Source organism: Coleofasciculus sp. E2-BRE-01 (genome assembly GCF_040221695.1).
Lineage (GTDB): Bacteria > Cyanobacteriota > Cyanobacteriia > Cyanobacteriales > Coleofasciculaceae > Coleofasciculus.
In genome coordinates this window covers 12843-35634 of the sequence record NZ_JAVKEA010000010.1, presented here as the reverse complement: position 1 = coordinate 35634, position 22792 = coordinate 12843, and the positions used below count along the sequence as shown (strand labels likewise).

General features: G+C 43.6%; 12 protein-coding genes. 9 read left to right on the top strand and 3 right to left on the bottom strand.

All coding sequences use genetic code 11. The features are described from left to right. The first annotated feature begins 242 nt into the window (after window positions 1-242). From RIG66_RS01455 to RIG66_RS01440, 4 genes are all read left to right on the top strand, one after another. A complete protein-coding gene (locus RIG66_RS01455) occupies window positions 243-4325 on the top strand; it encodes a PAS domain S-box protein (RefSeq protein ID WP_446374524.1) in 4083 nt (1360 codons plus the stop codon). A gap of 351 nt (window positions 4326-4676) precedes the next feature. Beyond that, window positions 4677-4802, top strand: a complete 126-nt coding sequence (locus RIG66_RS01450; protein ID WP_446374522.1) for a hypothetical protein — start codon at window positions 4677-4679, stop codon at window positions 4800-4802. Continuing rightward, a complete protein-coding gene (locus tag RIG66_RS01445) occupies window positions 4795-6036 on the top strand; it encodes a sensor histidine kinase (RefSeq protein WP_446374520.1) in 1242 nt (413 codons plus the stop codon). Before RIG66_RS01450 ends, RIG66_RS01445 begins: the two co-directional genes overlap by 8 nt. A gap of 195 nt (window positions 6037-6231) precedes the next feature. Continuing rightward, complete coding sequence (locus RIG66_RS01440) at window positions 6232-6999, top strand: tetratricopeptide repeat protein (protein ID WP_446374518.1); 768 nt, start codon at window positions 6232-6234, stop codon at window positions 6997-6999. Between the two features lie 307 nt (window positions 7000-7306). Here RIG66_RS01440 and RIG66_RS01435 read toward each other — a convergent pair whose 3' ends face one another. Beyond that, on the bottom strand, window positions 7307-8521 hold the full coding sequence (locus RIG66_RS01435) for an aminotransferase class V-fold PLP-dependent enzyme (RefSeq protein WP_446374516.1): 1215 nt from the start codon (window positions 8519-8521) through the stop codon (window positions 7307-7309). 147 nt (window positions 8522-8668) lie between these two features. Between RIG66_RS01435 and rpsB the strand changes: the two genes are divergently transcribed. From rpsB to recG, 4 genes are all read left to right on the top strand, one after another. Then, entirely contained in the window at window positions 8669-9664 is a 996-nt protein-coding gene (gene rpsB / locus RIG66_RS01430; protein ID WP_446374514.1) for a 30S ribosomal protein S2, read from the top strand. 185 nt (window positions 9665-9849) lie between these two features. Further along, entirely contained in the window at window positions 9850-10473 is a 624-nt protein-coding gene (gene tsf, locus RIG66_RS01425; protein WP_446374512.1) for a translation elongation factor Ts, read from the top strand. A gap of 221 nt (window positions 10474-10694) precedes the next feature. Next, window positions 10695-11558, top strand: a complete 864-nt coding sequence (locus tag RIG66_RS01420) for a hypothetical protein (protein ID WP_446374510.1) — start codon at window positions 10695-10697, stop codon at window positions 11556-11558. Between the two features lie 124 nt (window positions 11559-11682). Then, window positions 11683-14163 (top strand): ATP-dependent DNA helicase RecG, encoded by a 2481-nt coding sequence (recG, locus tag RIG66_RS01415; RefSeq protein WP_446374508.1) that lies wholly within the window; start codon window positions 11683-11685, stop codon window positions 14161-14163. Window positions 14164-14184: 21 nt separating this feature from the next. On the opposite strand, the gene RIG66_RS01410 is transcribed toward recG, so the two are convergent. After that, a complete protein-coding gene (locus tag RIG66_RS01410; RefSeq protein WP_446374506.1) occupies window positions 14185-19524 on the bottom strand; it encodes a WD40 domain-containing protein in 5340 nt (1779 codons plus the stop codon). After that, window positions 19524-20876, bottom strand: coding sequence for an ATP-binding protein (locus tag RIG66_RS01405; protein WP_446374504.1), 1353 nt, complete (start codon window positions 20874-20876; stop codon window positions 19524-19526). The genes RIG66_RS01410 and RIG66_RS01405 overlap by 1 nt, the downstream gene beginning before the upstream one ends. Window positions 20877-21319: 443 nt before the next feature. Here RIG66_RS01405 and RIG66_RS01400 point away from each other — a divergent pair, with 443 nt between their 5' ends. Next, complete coding sequence (locus RIG66_RS01400; protein WP_446374502.1) at window positions 21320-22756, top strand: sodium/glutamate symporter; 1437 nt, start codon at window positions 21320-21322, stop codon at window positions 22754-22756. Window positions 22757-22792 lie beyond the last annotated feature (36 nt).

Sequence of the window (22792 nt, the reverse complement as noted above, 5' to 3'; positions counted from 1 at the left end):
GTCCTTGTGCGAGCATCTTGCTCGCTACTAATACCCAATTTAAATGCATGACAGTTTAGGACGAGCGTCTTACTGGCTATTTTGCATAGCTTTTTAACTATATATTGACAAATTCAATATACTATGCTTTTAACAGACTGGATTTTTCGGTAGCTTAAAATACAGACAGTCTGAAATCTCCACCGTTTCCCGATGTGCCATGGCACGTCTGGAACATCCTCTCCATGCACAGAGGTGTTGTAATGATATCCGAAACCGTCAAGGTTCTTTTCGTTGATGAAGATGAAACTCATTATAACCGAATCAATCGGTTACTCAAGAGCCTGGACACAATTCATGTTCAATTGGATTGGGTAACAACCCCGGAAACGGCGTTGACTCTAATTCGCGCTCAATCTCAACAGTATGATGCTTATTTAATCGATGTGGCGTTCACTGGAGTCGAGAGTGATGATAGGTTAATCGAAGAATTATCAGGGAATACATCTCCAGTCATTGTCCTGACTCCTTCCCCACAAATCGGTCTAACAGCATTGAAAAAAGGAGCAGCAGACTATTTAGTCTATGATCAACTCAGCGCTCCCCTAATCGAGCATTCCTTGCGCTTAACCCTTACTCATACCCAAACTCAGAGACAACTACAGACTTGGGCTTCAGAGTCTCAAGCGCAGACAGAGGCATTACATGAAATTATTCTCAGTGCCATTTCTGATGCCGTATTCATGACCGATGATTGGGGCAATTTTACGTTTGTTTGTCCCAATGTGAATGTTATTTTTGGCTATTCGCGGCTAGAGACCCAAAAACTGGGTAATATTCGCCACATTTTAGGAGAAAATTTAGTTGACATAAATCAACTTCAATCCGATAACGAAATCACCAACATTGAGTGGCAAATAACTGATAAATCCGGTAAGCTTCATGATTTGCTGGTTAATGTGAAGCAGGTTGCCATTAACGGCGGAACCATCCTTTATACCTGTCATGATATCAGCGAACGCAAACAGGCTGAAGTGAAAATCCGAGAACTGAATAACCAACTCGAACAACGGGTTAAGGAACGGACAACCGAATTACAACAGATTAATGCCCAATTAGTACAAGAAATTCGAGAACGTCGCCAGATTGAGCATATCTTGGCGGTTAGTGAGGAAAAATTTCGCGGTATTTTTAATCAAGCGGCGGTGGGTATTGCTCAAGCGACTCTGAATGGCTTGTTTATTGTGGTTAATCAAAAATTTGCGGATATTATTGGCTACACTCGTGAAGAAGTCTTAGCGAAAACCTGGCAAGATATAACCTATCCCGATGACGTGGAAGGGGATGAAGCGTATGTACGTCAGCTTTTAGCCAATGAAATTGACCGCTACTCTATGGAAAAGCGCTATATCCATAAAGATGGAAGAGTGGTTTGGGTTCAGGTTCATACCACACGATTACAGGAACCCTCCGGTGCGCCTCAAGCTTTAATTGGCGTCATTGAAGATATCACGCAACGTAAGCAATTTGAGTGCCAATTACAAGACTATCGCAATCATCTAGAAGACTTGGTTGAACAGCGTGCAGCAGAATTAGTCAGAACCAATCAACACCTTCAGCAAGAAATCAGCGAACGCCAACGGGCTGAATCTGCTATCTATTTTCAGGCACGTCTTTTAGATTTAGTGAATCATGCGGTTATCGCGACAGATTTATCCGGTATTATTACCTATTGGAATCGCTTCGCGGAAACTCTTTATGGGTGGTCAGCTACAGAAGTCATGGGTCGTTCAATTGTCGAGGTTCTCTGTCCTCAAACTGCCCCAGGAAAAGCTAGTGAAATTATAAGTTACTGGCAACGAGAAGACACTTGGTCAGGTGAATTTTGGGTACAACATCGAGACGACACAATCTTCCCGGCGCTGATAACCAATTCCCCTATTTACGATGAAACGGGAGAATTTATCGGCATTGTTGGCATTTCCTTTGATTTAACCGAACGCAAGCAGGTTGAAGCCGCACTGCAAAAGGCAAATGCAGAATTGGGAATTACGGTACAAGAAAAAAACCGCAGTTTAACCCGTGCAATTCAGCGATTACAGGAAGAGATTTGCTATCGAAAACAGGCACAAGACCAACTACAATTAATTACCGATGCTTTACCTGTTTGTATTTCTTATCTGGATACCGATTTATGCTATCAGTTTGCTAACAAAACCTATCAAGATTGGTTTGGACTATCACCAGAGATGATTTGTGGCAAGACTATTTCTGAGGTGATTGGAGAGGATGCCTATCAGCGGGTGCGTGGGTATTTAGAACGAGTGCTTCGGGGTGAATATGTGACGTATGAAACGGAGATTCCTTACAGTTCGGGTGGAACTCGTTATGTTATCGCGACTCTAATTCCCGCCTTTGGTGACTCCGTGAATTCAGACAACTCTCGCCCCATCCAAGGCTATTATGCCCTAATTACCGATATTAGCGATCGCAAGCGAATGGAAATGGCATTACGGGAAAGTCAACAGAAATATCAAACCCTGTTTGATATCTTACCGATTGGCTTTTCTATCACAGATGAAACGGGACATATTATTGAAGCGAATCCTGCCTCAGAAACCATTTTAGGCATCTCCCTTACTGAACAAACTCAACGCCAATATAATGCCCCGGAATGGCGAGGAATTCGACCCGATGGTACACCCATGCCTAGCCATGAATTTGCCAGTGTGATTGCCTTAACTGAAAATCGAGTGGTGAAAAACTCGGAAGCAGGAATCCATAAACCGGATGGTGAAATTGTCTGGTTATCGATTACGGCTGCCCCAATTTCTTTACCGGGTTATGGTGTAGCTATAGCTTATCTAGATATTACTGAACGCAAAACGGTGGAAATTGTCCTGCAACAAGCCAAAGAAGAAGCAGAAGCAGCGAATCTTGCCAAAAGCGAGTTTCTTGCTAATATGAGCCATGAATTGAGAACGCCTCTCAATGCTATTTTAGGGTTTAGCCAACTAATGAGCCACGAGGCGTCTCTTTCTCCTCAACATCACAACTATCTGGGTATTATTAATCGGTCTGGTGAGCATTTGCTGGCATTAATTAATGATATTTTGTCTATGTCCAAAATTGAAGCGGGGCGGATGGCAATAGAAGCCAATACCTTTGATTTGTATCAGTTAGTGAATACAATTAAGCAGATGTTTCAGGTTAAGTCTGCCCATAAATATTTAGAATTCATCACCCAACGCTCACCTCAGGTTCCTCGTTATGTGCAGACGGATGAAAATAAATTACGCCAGGTTTTAATTAATTTATTAGATAATGCAGTTAAATTTACGGATAAGGGGAGAATAACGCTAACCCTAGACATGGATGAGTTAAATAATCTACATGTTTCGGTTCGGGATACAGGTCAAGGGATTGATCTCGACGAACTCGATTCTTTATTTGAGCCATTTGTCCAAACAAAAGTGGGCAAAGACTCTCAAACTGGGACAGGTTTAGGGTTAGCGATTGTGCAGCGATTTATTCAGATGATGGGAGGAGAAATTACGGTCAATAGTAAACTGGGAGAAGGAACCCAGGTTGAGTTTTCGATTCCGATTACTCCTGCTGAAGCCACTGAAGTCATCTCTCAGTCTCACCCCAATCGCGTTCTCAGAATTGCACCGGAACAACCTAGCTACCGTATCTTAGTCGTAGAAGATAATCCCACCAGTTGTCAACTTTTGTGTGAACTGTTGGAGACTGTCGGATTTGAAGTGCAATCTGCGGAAAATGGTCAACAAGGCATCATGATATGGGACAGTTGGCATCCTCATCTAATCTGGATGGATATCCGAATGCCTGTCATGGATGGCAAGGAGGCTACCCGATGGATTCGTGACCAAGAAAGGCAGAAAGAGACAGGGCAAAATGACCGTTCAGCAACAGTGATTATTGCCATTACTGCCAGTGCTTTTACGGAGGAGATTCAGTCATTTTTAGATAGCGGTTGTGATGATTTTGTGATTAAACCGATTCAAGAACATATCATCTTTGACAAAATGGCACAACATTTAGGAGTGCGTTATCTCTACGACGATGCTACATCCGTTGTCTCATCGAACTCAGGTGATTCTCTGCCTATTTTGACCTCGGAATGGTTAGAATTAATGCCTGAAACGTGGCGGGTTCAACTCAATCAAGCCGCCAGCAGTCTTGATGAAGAACTAATGCGTCAACTGGTTCAGCAAATTCCTGATAATTATGGTAATTTGGCAACAGCTTTACTTCAATTAATCGATGAGTTTAAGTTTGATAAAATTATGAATTTGACTAAGCTAATTGGCGATTCATCATGATACGATCTAAGTATGTTAAGTAGGTTGATGGAAATAAACTCAACCATGTTAAGTTATGTTAACAAGCCTCAAACCCTTACAAATGACGAATGACGAATGACGAATGACGATCCCCACCGTTAACTTTAATTGTCCCCACCTACTTATTGCTGTCATCGCTTTGAGGAAAAGAATTTATCTTAGCAGGGGTTTGGGGAGTCGTAAGACCCACGCTGTAATCTGTGATGAGCGCGATGGGATACACGAGTGTTTGTTTGGATTACGTCCATTGTTGCTGACACCAGAACATTTAGCGATAATGCCAAGTGAGTGGATCATACAACTCCATCAAGCAGCTAGCAGTCTTGTCTGATGAACCAACTCATTGAGCAAATTCCGGCATCTAACGCTTCCTTAGCTGAAGCCCTTGCCCTTATAGTTAATGAGTTTCGGTGTGACACCCTACTGAACCTGACGCAACCCTTTTACCATGAGTAACCCAAAGAATCCCGGCTATGTCTTAATTGTTGATGATCAGCCTAACAATCTGCGTTTATTATCGACAACTCTAACCGAGGCAGGATATCGGGTAAGAAATGCCATTAGTGCGAAGATGGCATTAATGGGCATCGAAAAAGCTTTACCGCAGCTCATTTTGCTGGATATTATGATGCCTCAAATGGATGGGTATGAACTGTGCCAGCACTTAAAATCCGATGAACGCACCCAGCACATTCCCATCATTTTTTTGAGCGCATTGGATAATGAATGGGATAAAGTAAAAGCCTTTGAGGTAGGAGGAACCGACTATATTACTAAGCCCTTTCATGTAAAAGAAGTGTTATCGCGGGTGAATAATCAACTGATGGTTGTTCGCCAGCAACAGCAAATTGTCGAGCAAAATCGGCAATTGCAGTACCAAAACCAACAACTTCAGCAGCTTAACGCAGAGCTAATCCGCTCGAATCAAGACTTGGAAGAATTTGCCCGCATCGCCTCTCATGATTTGCGATCGCCCCTGCAAACAATGAAAGCGTTTGGTCAGCTTTTTTGCCAAAAATACCAGAGTTTGTTGGATGATAAAGCCGCTCACTACATGAAGCGAATTTTAGAAGCAGGCGATCGCATGGAACAGCTAATTCAAGATTTGCTGAATTATTCACGAGTCGAGACTCTGGGAGAAGAATTTGAACCCACCGACTGCAATCAGGTGGTTGAGTCTGTTTTGGCGAATTTAGACAGTGTAATTCAAGGGCAGGGTGCTGTGATTACCTGCGACCATTTACCCATCGTCATGGCAGATGGCATCCAACTGGTACAACTGTTTCAAAACTTAATCAGTAATGCCCTCAAATTCTGCTCCCCGGAGGTTGCACCGGAGATTAAAATTGCGGCAGAATTGCGCCAAAAAACCTTTTCATTGAGTGATGAATTCGCTATGGTATTGCCGAGTACGTCAGAACCCACTGCGGTGAATGAATGGGTGTTTCGGGTTGAGGATAATGGGATTGGTGTGGAAGCGGCGTATTTTGAACGAATTTTTAAGGTATTCCAACGTCTACACACTAATGAAGAATATCCAGGTACAGGGATTGGTTTATCGATTTGTCAGAAAATTGTGGAACATCACGGCGGACAAATTTGGGTTGAATCATCTCCGGGAGTTGGAACAACCTTTTATTTCACGATTCCAGCGTTATTAACTCCGGAGGCGGGGAAACAGGGGGAGTAGGTAGAGTCTGCTGAATAAGTGTTGTGGTGAGGGGGAGCGGGGGAAGCTGGGGAAGCTGGGGAAGCTGGGGGAGCAAGGGTACATTTTTCCTGAGCCAGGTGATGCCATACTTATGAAGGATGCTACCCGATTTCCTTGAATCAAACTACATACAACGATATACACTAGAACAATAAACCTGTTTCCGACAAGCCGATGATTCAGCGGTTTTGGCAGTGGCTAATGCGGCTAATTCAGCCAATCTTACCGCCCTTTCTCAAACCCAAAAAATACAGGCGGCTTCAAAAACGCCTCAGTGATGCAGAGTATCAGCAGCTATTTCGCCAACTGCTGATTGGGGTGAATCAGGGATGGAATCGGGAACAGATCTTGCAACATTTAGGATATCAGAGTAGCGATCGCTCTTTTAAAGTGTGGCTGTATGACTATGGACAGCAGTTACGGCAATTGCCAGAAGCGGATCATCAGTTGGCTTGGCAGTTATTACAGATGAGTGGTGTCGGCTGTGGAGAATTGGGGGAAATTGCCGCAGAAATTGGCAAGGATTTATTGGCGAAACCTGCGGGGAAAGAGGAAGCCTATCCAGGAGATCAAGGAGACGCGGATCAAGGTGAAACTGCCGAAAGTGATGCCGCCGAAACCTGGTTAAATCAAGGGAAACAGCAACTCGCCGACCAAGATTTTCTGGGTGCGATCGCGTCGTTTGATCAGGCGATTCAATGCCAACCCGACTACGCCGAAGCCTGGAATAATCGGGGGTTAGCCTTGGGGAAACTGGGAGACTATCAAGGTGCGATCGCATCCTATGAGAAAGCGATTCAATTTAAACCCGATTACCAATTAGCCTGGTACAACTGGGGTGTAGCGCTGGATAAGTTAAACGAAAAAGAAAGCGCGATCGCACCGATTGAATCCTCAAAAGACGCCAAGGGTATCCGCGATCCCACAAACCAACATCCATAGAAACCCTGTCTGGGCAATCCACAGGAATAAATATACCGTAGGGGCGACCCGCCTGCATCAATGAATACCACCTATCCACTCAATTGTATCGGGTCGCCCTTTACTCAAACTAAATTGTCCGTGATATGAAATCTAATGGTGCGTTACGCTTTGCTAACGCACCCTACAGTTTTGTAATAATTTGACGGCAATTGTGTGATAATTTGTCTGGTTGCAAATTGTATTTTTTTTAACGCAGAGGACGCAGAGGTTAACGCAGAGGTTCGCAGAGGAATTGGGGGTAGGTGTCTCTATTCTTCGTTTTCTGTCAAATCAAAAATGCCAATGTTGTACAAAATCGCTCAACTTCGGCTTCGGTGTTGTAATAATGAACTGAAGCCCTTAACACAGACGCCAATCCGCGTGCGTCCATATCTAATCGCGTACCTTGGGCGGAAGAAACTGATAGATTAATCTTTTTTTCACTCAGTAACTGCTTAATTTCACTGGGTTCTTTCCCCTCAACCGTAAAGCTAACAATCCCGCATTTTTTCTGCCCTAAATCCTGAACCTTCACCCCATCAATATCACTCAGTTGGTCACGCAATCGTTCCGCCAAATGACGAATCCGATGCTCAATCGCTGCTAGTCCCCAATTTAAGGCATAATCAACCGCCACCCCTAACCCAATTTTCCCGGCATAGTTGGTTTCCCAATTTTCAAACCGACGGGCATCTGCACGAATTTTAAATGTATCTTTACTCGCCCATTCAGCAGCCTGCATATCCAAAAAGGGCGGTTCTAATTGCTCAATCACCGCTTCTCTGACATACAAAAATCCAGTGCCTCTGGGTCCGCGTAAGTATTTACGCCCCGTCGCTGAGAGCAGATCGCAGCCAATTTTATTGACATTAATTGGCATTTGCCCTACCGATTGACAGGCGTCGAGTAAATATAAAATACCAGCGTCTTTTGCTACTTTCCCAATTGCTGCGGCTGGGTTCACTAATCCCCCATTCGTGGCAACATGGGTAATCGCAATTAACTTTACCCGCTGATCAATCGCTTGGCGTAATTTAGGAATAGAAATTTGCCCAAATTCATCATTGGGAATCACCTCAATGGTTGCCCCTGTCTTCCGAGCAACTTGCAGAAACGCAATGAAATTACTACCATATTCCGATACCCCGGTAAGGATGCGATCGCCTTTTTTCAGAGGTATGCTATAACACCCCATATCCCAAGCTCTGGTGGCATTTTCAATCAGGGCAACTTCCTGGCGCTGACAGCCTAACAGTGTCGCCACGGCATCATAGACCCGTTCCACTGCCTCAACTTGCTGTGCCGCCGCTTCATAGCCACCAATTTGGGCTTCTAACTGTAAATGCCCGACGACGGCATCTAAAACCGACTGCGGCATTAATGCTGCACCTGCATTATTAAAATGTAAAACCGTCTCACAGCCCGGTGTGTCTTGACGGGCGCGTTGCCAATCTAATGTCAAATCCCGACTCTTCCCCCTTGCCCATTGCCCATTGCCCATTCCCAACCGTCAACTTGAAATTTGTCCGACTGTTTATGTTACCTTAGAAAGGTTGTCAAAAATCGCACATTCAGGATTTCGGGTGTTTCCCACCAGGAAATCCGCCTGAATGGAGGATAAACCCGAATAAGGAGTTTAATATTAATTATGCCAGTCGTCTCTTTGGCTCAAATGATGGAAGCCGGGGTTCACTTTGGTCACCAGACCCGCCGCTGGAATCCCCGCATGGATCAGTACATTTATACTGCCCGGAATGGCGTTCATATCATTGACTTGGTGCAAACAGCACAGCTGATGGAAGAAGCCTACAGCTACATGCGAACCGCCACCGAACAAGGAAAACGCTGTCTGTTTGTCGGTACCAAGCGCCAAGCCGCCGGAATTATTGCTCAAGAAGCCAGTCGTTGTGGTGCGTACTACGTCAACCAACGCTGGTTGGGGGGAATGTTAACCAACTGGGAAACCATCAAAGGGCGGGTTGAACGATTAAAAGAACTGGAACGCCGGGAAGAAAGTGGTGCTCTTGACCTCTTGCCGAAAAAAGAAGCCGCCGTACTGCGCCGGGAATTGGGCAAGCTGCAAAAATATCTCGGTGGCATCAAAATGATGCGGCGCATTCCCGACATTGTGGTAATTATTGACCAGCGCCGGGAATACAATGCCATCAAAGAATGTGAAAAACTCAGCATTCCCGTCGTCTCGATGCTGGATACCAATTGTGACCCGGATGTGGTGGATATTCCGATTCCCGCCAATGACGATGCGATTCGGTCAATTAAACTAATCATTGGTAAGTTAGCCGATGCCATCTATGAAGGACGTCACGGGGAACTGGAAACAGAGGACGAGCAAGAGTTTGCCCAAGCCCTAGACGAGATGGAAGACGAGTACAGCGAGGAAGATATGGACTCCTTTGAGTCAGACATGGAGGAAAGCGCCGAAAGTGCTGAAGAAGGCGCCGAAAGTGCTGAGGAAAGCCAGAACAGCGCCGAGGCAAGTCAGGGCAGCGCCGAGGAAAGCCAGGGCAGCGCCGAGGCAAGTCAGGGCAGCGCCGAGGCAAGTCAGGGCAGCGCCGAGGAAAGCCAGAACAGCGCCGAGGAAAGCCAGGACAGCGCCGAGGAAAGCCAGGACAGTGAAGAATAAGCGGCGATGCATTTTCAGGCTCACCCGATACACTGGGGTTATCTGTCCGTTGTTCAGTGGCACTGAGTAGTTACCAAACCGGAGTAATGGTTAGACTTACCGATTTGCTCCGGTTTTTGTCCGATTTGTTCCAAGATAGTGCTAATCGTTAACACGACAAACAACAAAGGAGGAATAAAGGCAAGATGGCGGAAATATCAGCAAAACTCGTCAAAGAGTTACGGGAAAAAACTGGCGCAGGCATGATGGACTGCAAAAAAGCGCTCAAAGAAAATGAGGGCGATATGAACAAAGCCATCGAATGGCTGCGTCAGAAAGGAATTGCCTCAGCTGAGAAAAAATCCGGTCGGATGGCGGCTGAAGGAATTGTGGGTAGCTATATCCACACTGGGGGACGAGTTGGTGTCTTAGTGGAAGTCAACTGCGAGACGGATTTTGTGGCTCGTCGCGAGGAATTTCAAGCCTTAGTCAAGGATATTGCCATGCAAGTGGCAGCTTGTCCGAATGTCGAGTATGTGTCGGTGGACGATATTCCCGCTGCGATTACCCAACGGGAAAAAGAAATTGAAATGGGGCGCGATGACCTAGCGAAGAAACCGGACAATATTAAAGAGAAGATTGTTCAGGGGCGGATTGAGAAACGGTTGAAGGAATTATCATTAATGGATCAACCTTATATCCGAGATCAAAGCAAATCTGTGGAAGAGTTGGTCAAAGAAACCGTTGCGCTGTTAGGAGAAAATATCCAGGTGCGTCGCTTTACCCGCTATGTTCTGGGTGAGGGGATTGAATCGGAATCATCAGACTAAATGTCGCGTCGCTGAAGCCGTTTATTGTAGGGGCGCATGGCGTGCGCCCTTAGTTATCGGAGAAAATTCAACTTCCGATTTAAGAAAAATACACCCAAGAATTTTAACAGTGGTGGGTTACGGCAGATAGTTAATTAAATGGGTATCGCCTTAATGAAAGTCCGCCTAACCCACCCTACGTTTTTGGTAAAAAGGAGACCTATCGGGAGCAGTAGCAGATAATGGTGAGCGCAATTGAACGCATTGAGCAGGACTTAGGTAAGATGGAGGGAGCGATCGCACATCTGGCTTCCCAACTTCACGACAGTTACGCCACCTATTTGACCGTGTTGGGGCAAACCGTGCAAAAACAGTTAATGCTGGCAGGTTACCAGGTATGTACTCAAGGCTATCCCGACGCCTTTTTAAGTTTGTCCTTCAATCAGCGCCAAAATTTACAGCAAGCCTTGCGTCAGATTGGCAAGGAAGGACAAGATGAGTTACTTTTACACCTACAGCTTCCTCAAGACCTATCCTTAAGCCTGGACGATGAGCTAGAAGACGAGGATGAGGAGTTAGAACCGCTGGTAGAGTCCACAGAATCCTCGGCGGAAACAACGACGAACCCATCTCCCGATTCAGCCCTCACCCCACAAAAACCGATTCTGCCGGATCAACTGCTACAGTGGCAAGAGATGCTAGAAGACCAAATTGCTCTCACCTTGCAAACGGTTTCCGTGGAGACGAATCATCTTTTACAACAAGAGGGTATTATTCCTGATAAACTACCCCCAACTGTCCTGGAAGCGGCAACCAAAGCGGATGCGGCGGGTGAAAGCAGTCCGGGTTCAAATTTACTCAACCTTTTAGTCGAAACCCAAACGCCGGAGGATGACGATGATTCAACCTTAACCCGAATTATTGCCGTTAACCTGCGCCTATCCGAAATTGAGTTTACAGAACCGCAATTGGTCAAAGTGCGGAATCAAATCCGTAACCTGCTTGCCCATACCACTAAATTTCAGCGACAATATCGTAAAAAACAACGGGAGTGGGCAGTAGTTCAAGCCGAAGCCGCATGGCGGGCGAGTTGGTTTGAGGATTAGTTGTTCGTCATTCGTCATTCGTCATTTGTCATACTCGCTTCGCAAGAAGCAAGCTACGTCATTTGGGATTAGCCCTGGCTTGTCGTGAGTCGTTCGTTATTTGTCCTTACAGAATTCAGAGATTGTGAGTACAGAATTTCCAGATTGGACACGATTGCAAAAAGCGCTAGCGGTGGAAGCCGAAAATGGCTTTACTGATTTACAGGGAAATCAGTATCGTTTTAGTGAGTTTCTTTGCCTCAGTTTGGGCAAGACACCCAACGGACTTCTCCCGGTGGAACGGCGCAAATGGCAGTCAATTGCGGCTGAGTTTGAACGTTATCATCATCAGACGGTAGAAGCGCGTCAACATCTGGTGGTAGATACGCAACAGTTCCTCAACAAGCTGCAACAGGAACTTCAGCGCCGGGAACGGGAAAAGACTCATCCGCCTCAAACATCGACGGTTAAATCTCCCCAGACTACGCCTGTGGCTTCGCAAACCTCCAAGGTAAACGTTAATTTTACCCTGGATTCACCGTTGTCCGAGTTACCCGATATTGGTCGTCGTCGCAGTGATTATTTAGGGCGTTTGGGAGTATATACAGTGCGAGATATGCTCTACTATTATCCGAGGGATCATATTGATTATGCCCGTCAGGTGAATATTAAAGAGTTAGTCGCCGGGGAGACGGTAACGGTAGTGGGTACGGTGAAGCGTTGTAACTGTTTTACCAGTCCTCGGAATAAGAAGTTATCGATTTTTGAGTTATTAATTAAAGATAGTACGGGTCAACTAAAACTGAATCGCTTTTTTGCCGGGAATCGTTTCAATCATCGGGGGTGGCAAGAACAACAAAAACGTCGCTATCCAGCCGGGGCGATTGTGGCGGCGTCGGGGTTGGTGAAAAAGAATAAGTATGGGATTACTCTGGATACCCCAGAAATTGAGGTTTTAGACCATCTGGGGGGGAGTATTGACTCCTTAAAAATTGGTCGGGTGATGCCTGTTTATCCGTTGACCGAAGGGGTTCCCGCCGATTGGGTGAGACAGGCGGTGATGGCGGCTTTACCAGCAGTGAATCAACTGCAAGAGCCATTGCCGAAGGGGATGCGTCAGCAGTATGATTTGATGGGAGTGAGTGATGCGATCGCAAATCTCCATTTTCCCACGGATACGGATACCCTCAGCCGTGCCAGACGTCGTTTGGTGTTTGATGAGTTCTTCTATTTACAATTAGGGTTTCTTCAACGGCGGAAAATGCAGCAGCAAGTTCAATCCAGTGCTATTCTCGCGCCTACGGGGAAACTGGTTGATCAATTTTATCACCTACTGCCCTTTGAACTCACCTCTGCCCAAAAACGGGTTGTCAACGATATTCTCAACGATTTACAACAACCCACCCCGATGAATCGGTTAGTCCAAGGGGATGTAGGTTCCGGGAAAACGGTGGTGGCGGTGCTTGCTATTTTAGCGGCGATTCAATCCGGGTATCAAGCCGCGTTAATGGCACCGACAGAAGTATTAGCAGAACAGCATTATCGTAAGTTAGTCAGTTGGTTTAATTTACTCCATCTTCCCGTGGAATTACTAACGGGTTCGGTGAAGGTGAAGAAGCGGCGGGAAATTCATTCTCAGTTGGAAACTGGGGAATTACCGCTATTAGTGGGAACTCATGCGTTAATTCAAGATCCGGTGAATTTTCAGCGCTTAGGATTGGTAGTAATAGACGAACAGCATCGGTTTGGTGTAGAACAACGGGCGCAGTTACAACAAAAGGGACAATCCCCCCATGTATTAACCCTGACAGCTACACCGATTCCGCGAACCTTGGCGTTAACCTTACATGGGGATTTAGATGTGAGTCAAATTGATGAGTTACCACCAGGGCGTCAAAAAATTCACACGTCGGTATTAACCGGGAAGGAACGCCAAAACGCTTATGATTTGATGCGGCGGGAAATTGCCCAAGGGCGTCAAGCGTATATTGTCCTACCGTTAATTGAAGAATCAGAGAAATTAGATGTGCGATCGGCAGTAGAGGAACATCAGCGACTCTCTGAGAGTATTTTCCCACAATTTCAGGTGGGATTGTTACATGGGCGGATGAGTTCAGCAGAAAAGGATGAGGCGCTGAATGCGTTTCGGGATAATCAGATGCAAATTATTGTCTCTACCACGGTGATTGAGGTGGGGGTAGATGTTCCCAATGCGACGGTGATGATGATTGAAAACGCGGAACGGTTTGGCTTGTCGCAGTTGCACCAATTACGAGGGCGGGTGGGACGCGGTTCCCATCAATCCTATTGTTTATTAATGAGTGGGTCGAAAACCGATACAGCGCGTCAGCGTTTGGGGGTGTTGGAACAGTCCCAGGATGGCTTTTTTATCTCGGAAATGGATATGCGGTTTCGGGGTCCTGGGGAGGTATTGGGGCGGCGTCAGTCAGGATTGGCGGATTTTGCCTTAGCCAGTTTAGTAGAGGATCAAGAGGTGTTGAATTTGGCAAGAGATGCGGCGGAGAAGATTGTGCTGGAGGATAAGGCGTTGGAGAATTTGCCGTTGATGAAGGAAGAGTTGGACTATCGATATTCTAAGTTAATGGGTGGGGCAATTTTAACCTGAGTGAGGATGAATGCCCCGAACTTAAGGCAAAATTATTGAAGCTGGGTTTCGTTCTTTAACTGAGTCACACAGATGGCTTTCTTTCTTCCAGAACATCAACCGACTCCAGAACGGGCGATCTTCAGATTTCTCTTGAGCATCCTTTTTCCGAGAATCCGCTGACCACTCACAACCCTGTTCTAGTAGCTTATCTGGATCTAGATCTATCTCCCACTGAATCACCTTGTTGTCATCAATTGCCCAAGCCAAAAGCTGAGGAGCATCAGAATTGTTATCGGGGTCAGGCTTAAAATTCACTCCCCAGGGCAAATCTTCGGGTCCTGACAAGGTGTAAAGTAAGTCGCCTTGTTTGTCCCAGAGTTTGACAGTTCTGTCTTTACTCATGGTGGCAATCATCTCACCATCCTGTCTGAAAACTACGTTTGTAATCCCAGCGTGATGTCCGGCGAGTTCGCTCTTATGTTGGTACTCAGAATCATCTAACTCCCAGAGATTAACCTTACTATCTAAACTTGCTGTGGCAATTATTTTACCCTTGGGACTGAAATATACGCCGTTAACCTGATCTTGATGATTTTCTCCCAGATTATCCTGCATAAAAGAGTATTTTAAATTATCATTATCTCGCTTCCAGAGATTAACCTTATCCTCTAAACTTGTTGTAACAATTATCTCATCATTGGGACTGAAATATATGCCGTTCACAGGAGCTTGGTGATGGTTTTCCAAAGAATCTATCGGCTCGTCCTCAGAATTGCCTAGCTTCCATAGCTTAACAGTATTAGAATTATCGTACTGACTGGTAGCCAGAATCTGGTTGTCACTAATAGCTAAAGCGTTAAGGCGTTGTTCTGATTTTGAAAATGAAAGAGTATGCTCGGAAACATGACAGAATCGTTCTGAACTTAAAACACCTAAATTGTCCATTTTTGGAAAAGATAAATTGCAGAAGTTTCGGTTGATAGCTTGTTGCCTATAAATATTAGGTTGCTGTATTTTGATACGTTCGCCATCAGAATTCCAAATTTTAATCTTACCAGATTCACTTTCTGCAACAATCCTCTCTCCATCTGGACTGAAGGCAACTCTGTTTACTCCAGAGTCTATTTCAGGTTCAATCCCAGAACTATTCTGCTTCCCAAATCTCCAAAATTTAATACTTTTTTCTTCACCTACTGTCACAATATTTTTGCCGTCTGGACTAAATTTCAGACTTTCAACTCGTTCGTCATGCTCTAATATTTTTTTTTGTCGTCTGTTATCTTGCTTCCACAGTTTAACAATGCCATCTTCACCTCCTGTGGCAATGATTATATCTTTATTTTGTTTAGCATAAAAATCTACGCCATAGACTGTATAGGCATGTTCTTTTAAGGTTTGCTTTAGACTAAAATTATTGGTATTCCAAAGTTTTATTGTACCGTCTCTACTTGTTGTAGCAATCATCTTTCCATCAGGGCTGAAAGCGACTCTAGTGACTGCATCATTATGTCCTTTCAAAGATGCCAACAACTCATATTTTTTATTTGCAATATTCCATTTCCATATTTTGGCAGTTTTATCCTGATTTGCTGTGGCAATCATATTCATATTTCCATCTGGATGAAAAGCTACACCAAAAACTCGATTATTATCAGTGTTACCTTCATCATCTTCCAGCGTATCTATGGGGTCGCCATTTTGGGCATTCCACACTTTGACAGTTCCGTCCCAACTTGCTGAAGCAACTATCTTTCCATCTGGACTAAAAGCCACTCCATCGACAGTCTTTTTATGCTCATTATCCTTCTTCCATATCAATTCACCTTTAATATTCCAAATACTTACAGTTCCATCTTTACTTGCTAATGCAATACTGGGTTCGCTGTTTTTCGGTTTCGGGTTAAATTTTACCCCAAAAACATCAGAGCCATTTGGGATCTCCTTATAAAACTGAATCTCACCTTTTTTAACCTTCCAAAGTTTAACCGTGCCGTCAAAACTTGCCGTGGCAATCATTGTGCCATCTGGGCTAAAATCTACACTGTTTACTTGTTCTGCATGCTTTTTTTCTTCAGAATCATCAATAGAATCAATTTCTTTACCATTCTCAGCATTCCAAAGTTTAACTGTGTTGTCAAAACTTGCCGTAGCAATCATTGTGCCATCTGGACTAAAAACAACTCCAATTACGGGTTTATCGTGTCCCGATAAATTATTGTATTCTTTAAAATCTTTGATTCCATAAACATTTTTTTGTAAGATATCTATCGCTACTTTTTTGATCTCATCATATTTTTCTTTTTTTAAATCTATTTTTTCTAATACCTTAATTCCCTCTTTCAGTGCGTCTAAATTTTGATTAAAATTAAGGAATGCTTGAGACTTATTAATGCTATCTTGAATCTCTATTATTTTTTGTTGCTCCTTGTTTTTTGTAAAGGAGTTTATACCTAATAGCATAAGGAATAAACCACTTCCCAGAATGCTTCCCAGAATGAGTAATTTATTTAGGATTTGCTTTCGTATTTCTCTACTCTCATTTTGAATGTATCGATTAAAATCAGTTGGTTTTTGCTGAATTTTTTCTAATAATTTATTGTCTACTTTGTTTTGAATTATTTGGCGTATAAAACCAATAAGATAGTCATGAATTAGTTGATAATAATTATGATCATCATTTTTCTTGATATCAACTAATCCTGATCGATGTAAAATATACAAAATGTCTTGTATGTTTTCTGCTAATTGTAAATTTATTGGTACTGATTCTAGGCTTAAATCAATGACAAATTTATATTTACAGCAGTTCACCAAAGGTTTGTTTTTTATTTTATTAATTTCTCTTTCCTTTGTTAAGTTATCAAATCCCCGTAAAATTTCTTTCTTTATATCATTTTCACTTTTCCAAGGGCTGGTTGAACTCTCGTCAGTTAACAAAAATAAAACTAACCAAGCAATTTCTTGATAACCACAATCTTGAACAACAGTTTCTAAATAGCGTTGTACTAATTTTTCTCTGGCTTGAGAACCAAGTTCTCGATACTTTTCTGGCGTGGTAATGTCGTGAAGTTGCGCTCCAAGAATCTGCAACTCAATTGGACTGATCCCTGCTTTATCCTTCGCGAGTTTATCCACGATTTCATCAATCCAGTTTGATTCTAAAGTAAATGGATAGTCCTGAGTTAAACTGCTAATAACCTTTTTAGCCTGTTTACTAGATAAATGACCTAACCGATAAAGGCAATCTTTGCCAAGTATGTTTTTGTTGATTATTTTCATCGAGTCCAGGTCATTACAAGGCAATAAATAATGAATAAAATCTTCTCGAATTGAAAGAATAACTTTAACATAAGTTGTATTTAAAGATTGACCTATAAATTCCAAGAAAACACGCTGTTTAGAATAGTTATATTGGTTAAATAAAAATTCTTCCAACTGGTCAAAAATCAACACTGTTCGGAACTTACGTTTTTCATTTTTTTGTAATTCTTTAAGAATAGTTGCTGCCGAATCTGGTGGCTCTGGCAAGCTAATGCCGCGTTCCCAGAGTGCTTTATCTAAAGCTTGACCCAGCTCTTGCTCCCATTGGTTGTAACTTCGCACAAGAACGGGTAAAAAATCATAAATATAAATACTTTCATGTTTAAGTTGTGGAATTAAACCAGCATTTACCAGAGAGCTTTTGCCTACACCTGAAGCTCCACAAATTACTGTCAGTTTGTAGGAATTCTCTTTAAGACGGGCAATTAAGCGTTCAACATCCTTATCTCTGCCAGAAGCAATAATTTCTGGAACAACAAATTGCTTATTTTTTGAATAAACCAATCCTGACTGAGGTTGCAAAGGTGCTGGACCGATAAACCTGCGAAAGCCAAAATACTGTTCAATTGAGTGTAGATATTGTTTGACCTCAAACGCTTTTACATACTCCTGTTTATCCCAGTATATTGAACGTAGTTCTTCAAGAATTTTAATACAAACTTGAGGATTGCTCTCTTGTGTATTTTTTTTAACGAGGATACTATCACTTGAGTGTTTTTCCGGCTGAGGATAAATCCATTTTTGCGTTTTCAAAGGAGAAGTAAAAGCGCAGTTTATACCCATATGTAGTATTGCTTCTTCCAGTTTCTCACAGGCGGCTTGAACTTGACCCAGTTGTCGTAAGCTTTGTGCTAACAAGAGCAGGTATAAGCCTTTATACTGCGGCTGTTCACAAGAAAGAGTATCCAAAATTTTCAGTGCCTTTTCGGAAAGTTTTTTTGCCTCTCCAGCATTTTTTGGTGGTTCTCGATTGAGTTTCACTTCTGCCAAAAAGCCGTAATCTTGAGCCAGTTCTACACCCATGTCACAGTCTTGGTGGAGTGGCTGAAACTCGTTAGCCAATTTTTCCAATGCGTCCCACTGTTTAAGCCGTCGCAGTACCCGACCAAGTTGACTGCTAAACTTGGCTACTAAATCACGACGCTGTGCTTGCTCAAACCGTTCCAAGCACTTTTGAAAACAAGGCAAAGATTCCTGTAAATAGGTACAGTTTTCTGAACGATAACGATACAGTTTTCCTTTACGGTAATGACACAGACCAATATGAAATAGTAGCACTCCCTGTCGTTCTAATGAAAAATGCGGATATTTGTTATGAGCACTTTTCTGCCAAAATGTTAAACTTTGCTGATAGTAATTTAACGCCTGATCAAGCTGATTGATGACATAAGCGTCTCGACCTCGCAAAAATTGCAAACAGGCTTCTAATTCTGGTGTCAACTTTAAGCCATAGCGCTCTACATCTTTGAGGGCGAAATCAACTTCTGAGGGATAGCGCTCTCCCAAGATGTCTTTATTGGACAAAAAGTGATTAGCCCCCGCATTTAAAATTACCTGAAAAAGTTCTTCAGCTTCCCGATAAAGATTTTTCAGCAACTCTTCAGGAGTAGGTGCTAATTCAGTTAGGGTTCCCCAACTGTAAAAATCAGAAGCGAGTCGCATTAATTGCCGCACCATTAAATTATCAATGCATATCATCAAGGGAAAGTGAAAATGTTTACGAAACTCCTCTCGTACTGAATTTAGGGAAATCAGAAGTTCCTTGATATCTCGCACTGACTCTAACCCCAAGACTATTAATGCTTGAGGTTGTTCATTACCTAATTGCTCACGCAGAGTCGTGTAAAATTTATTCACCGATGGATCAAGAACAATGACTCTAATATCGGGGTAACGTTTCCGTAGTCGCCGCACCATCTGCTGTCGTAAGTCAGCGTAGTTACAGTGAACCCAAGTTAGGGAAAATTTGCCCTCGGACATAGCAATTGCCCAAGCCAGAGACTCTAGTGACTGCTTACGAGCAAGAATATTCTTTCGACAAGAGTTTGATTTTATCATCACTGCAATTCTTTGGCGTCTGCTAAGATTGGATTGATATCAAACCAAGGTCCTTCTTGGTCATGATACTCATAGACAAATCCGCCACCCACTAAAATATTATATGCCTCTGAACCCGCTACCTTTTTAGTCTGGGTAACCTTACGTAACAATTTCCACTCCTGATCATCTATACAGAGAACTGTATTATTGCGATATTTTTGAATGACCGCTTCTAGAGAGTCGCGACTAATCGGCAATCCTATCTGTTTTTTCAGCGAATCATTCAGCAGCCGTAGTAAGGTGCGAACATGACCGCCACTAATCTGACATAATCGCTTTAAGGTTTCGGGACTGTCAAAAATTTCTGTAATTCTGTTGAGACGTTCTTGCTCATCCAGATTGGGAAAAGCTCTTGCCAGTACCATCTGTTGAAGTAATTCCATTCCCTCAGAACATTCCTTATCATTTCGCAACTTTACGGATACCATGGGTAAGACTTGAGGCTGGACTAAAAAATTTTCAGTTATCCGGCGAAAATCATTAGAAAAGCGCAATCCTAAAGGCATAGTATAGATGACATGACAATTGAGTTGACGTAACTGTTGACCTCGTTCAACAAATAAATGTTTTTGTTGATTTTGTTGCGCCGGTTTATTTGTATTACTGATTTTTTCAAGATTATCAAAAATTACGACCAGTCCTTTTTTACGATTAGCTTCCAGCTTGTCTTGGCTAGGTTCTAATAATTCGGAGTTAATCGCCTCGATAATTCCCTGAGTCTGCGGTTCTAAATAATCTCTTAACTTATTACGCAATCCTTGCGAATCCTTGGCTTTAGCTGTAATTTTGCCAATTAAAGGCGCGACTAACGAAACTCCTGCCTCAGAGTCAACTGTAACTTGACCAATTCCAGGAATGCCAAAATCAACTGAGACCTTGCCATTATCATAAGTGTATTTGCCTACTCCGGGGACTGTTCCTTCTACAAATTCAATTTCTTTCTGCAACAATTTTCCCACTTTTTTAAGCGTTGTCTTAAGATCAGATGATTCCTCTAGTTTTAGTTGAGCGAGACTTTCACTAACATGGCGAGCAATCACTAGCAAAATATCACTAACATCAACATCATCTAATTCTAGGTGATCCAACGAATCAACGTAAACCACATGCAATTTTTCCGCTTCTAACTCTTTCCTCAGGCGCTGCAATTCCGTAGACTTACCACAGCCAACATGTCCGGTGAATAGCTGGCAGGTAGGGGTCTCCAGCGACAATAATGCGATCGTGCTCTTTAACTCATCAATGATCTGACCACCACGCACAGAAGAAAAATCGATGTAATACTGCTGGTCTTCTTCAGAATTTTCCACAAATAAAGTTCTATGGGGAAGTGTAGCTTGATAAAATTTCTGTAAATCCAACGTCATGACACTATCAAATTAACGTACTTGGGCATATCTGTGATGTGGCAATACATTGACATACTAACTGAAAGTTTAGTGTTCCGGATTATCTCTCATTTCTTTTAATAAAACTATATCAAAAATGAGTATACACAACAACTAAGTATATATACTCTTGAATTTTGTAGGTTGAGTTGAACATGTCCACCTACTTATGAGCCAATTAGAATCCCCTCTCTTGTAAGGAGGGGAGAAGTCAACTGGAGTACAGAGAGAACAAAAATTGAAGGAATTACCGCCATCAGTCAAGCAACAGTCATGGCTTTGTGCTTAAATCGATTCATTATTCCTTGCCCGCCAGCGCTGGGTTCAAGTTGGCTGGCATCCCCCCATAGATTAAGTAAAATGTTATGTCTAGTCTCAAAGATGCCCTGTTTGCCTTTATCCTGGTTGCACTCCTGATTCTGGTGGGGCGGTTCATTCACCAAAAAATCCGTTGGATACAAAAACTCTACATCCCCGAATCCATTGTCGCTGGCGTGGTGGCGCTGGTGTTGGGACCCCAGGTTCTGGGTGCGATCGCAAATCCAAATTCACCCCTGGCGAATGGTGTCTTCCCTGAATCCATTCGGGATGTGTGGTCACAGTCTCCTGGGGTATTTATCAATATCGTCTTCGCCGCCTTGTTTCTGGGTGAATCGATTCCCCATCCCAGGGATATCTGGAATAAGGCTGCACCTCAAGTTGTATTTGGTCAAAGTTTGGCGTGGGGACAATATGTGGTGGGGATTTTACTCACCTTGTTCATTCTGATTCCTGTCTTTGGAATCGATCCCACAGCAGCCGCTTTAATTGAAATTGCCTTTGAAGGGGGACATGGTACAGCCGCAGGGATGGCGGGAACGTTTCAAGAGTTGGGGTTTCCCGATGGTGCTGACTTGGCGGTAGGATTAGCTACGGTAGGGATTGTGTCGGGGATTGTCACGGGAACGGTACTGGCGAATTGGGGGAGACGCCAAGGCTATGTGCAAGGCGTTCAGCAAAATGTAGCTGAACCGGAATGGTTTGAGGATTACACCCACAGTGAAACCCCGCAAATCCGCAGGGCGCGATCGCGCTTGATGCGGAATATGTTAATTGATCCGCTGTCGCTGAACTTTGGCTTCGTCGGATTAGCGATCGCGATCGGGTGGCTGATTCTGCAAGGATTAGTCTGGATCGAGTCGGTGACATGGGGTGTAGGTGGATTTGAAATGATGACGTATGTCCCCCTCTTTCCCATGGCGCTAGTTGGCGGGATTATTGTCCAGTTGCTGATGGAACGGTTAGGACTCCATCCGCTAATTATTCGCCCTTTAATGAATAATATTGCTGGAGTCGCCTTAGATATTGTCGTCGTTACCGCCTTAGCCACTATTTCTCTAACTGTACTCGGAGAAAACTTTGGTTCCTTTCTGCTGCTGAGTGTCGCTGGGATAACTTGGAATATTTTTGCCTTCCTTTATCTCGCCCCTCGCGTGATTCCTTCCTACTGGTTTGAACGGGGGCTGGGTGATTTGGGACAATCGATGGGAGTCACTGCAACGGGTATTTTATTATTGCGAATGGTTGACCCAGACAATCATTCTGGTGCCTTTGAAAGTTTTGCATACAAACAGTTGTTTTTTGAACCCATTGTTGGCGGTGGATTATTCACCGCCGCCGCACCGAGTCTAATTGCTAGATTTGGTTTGGTTTCCATGTTGTTGATTACGGGAGGACTTCTAGCCGCTTGGCTGATTTTTGGATTTCTCGCATTTGGTAAACAAGCCAGACGAGCCAGAAAAGCGGAAAAGGGGATTGAGTAGGGACTAGGGGAGCTGGGGAAGCTGGGGAAGCTGGGG

Excerpts from the sequence above, each read along its gene's own strand:
- RIG66_RS01440 (WP_446374518.1), top strand. The coding sequence starts at position 6,232 with ATGATTCAGCGGTTTTGGCAGTGGCTAATGCGGCTAATTCAGCCAATC.
- RIG66_RS01400 (WP_446374502.1), top strand. The coding sequence starts at position 21,320 with ATGTCTAGTCTCAAAGATGCCCTGTTTGCCTTTATCCTGGTTGCACTC.
- RIG66_RS01455 (WP_446374524.1), top strand. The coding sequence starts at position 243 with ATGATATCCGAAACCGTCAAGGTTCTTTTCGTTGATGAAGATGAAACT.
- RIG66_RS01410 (WP_446374506.1), bottom strand. The coding sequence starts at position 19,524 with ATGATAAAATCAAACTCTTGTCGAAAGAATATTCTTGCTCGTAAGCAG.
- RIG66_RS01445 (WP_446374520.1), top strand. The coding sequence starts at position 4,795 with ATGAGTAACCCAAAGAATCCCGGCTATGTCTTAATTGTTGATGATCAG.
- RIG66_RS01450 (WP_446374522.1), top strand. The coding sequence starts at position 4,677 with ATGAACCAACTCATTGAGCAAATTCCGGCATCTAACGCTTCCTTAGCT.
- RIG66_RS01435 (WP_446374516.1), bottom strand. The coding sequence starts at position 8,521 with ATGGGCAATGGGCAATGGGCAAGGGGGAAGAGTCGGGATTTGACATTA.
- rpsB (WP_446374514.1), top strand. The coding sequence starts at position 8,669 with ATGCCAGTCGTCTCTTTGGCTCAAATGATGGAAGCCGGGGTTCACTTT.
- RIG66_RS01420 (WP_446374510.1), top strand. The coding sequence starts at position 10,695 with ATGGTGAGCGCAATTGAACGCATTGAGCAGGACTTAGGTAAGATGGAG.
- tsf (WP_446374512.1), top strand. The coding sequence starts at position 9,850 with ATGGCGGAAATATCAGCAAAACTCGTCAAAGAGTTACGGGAAAAAACT.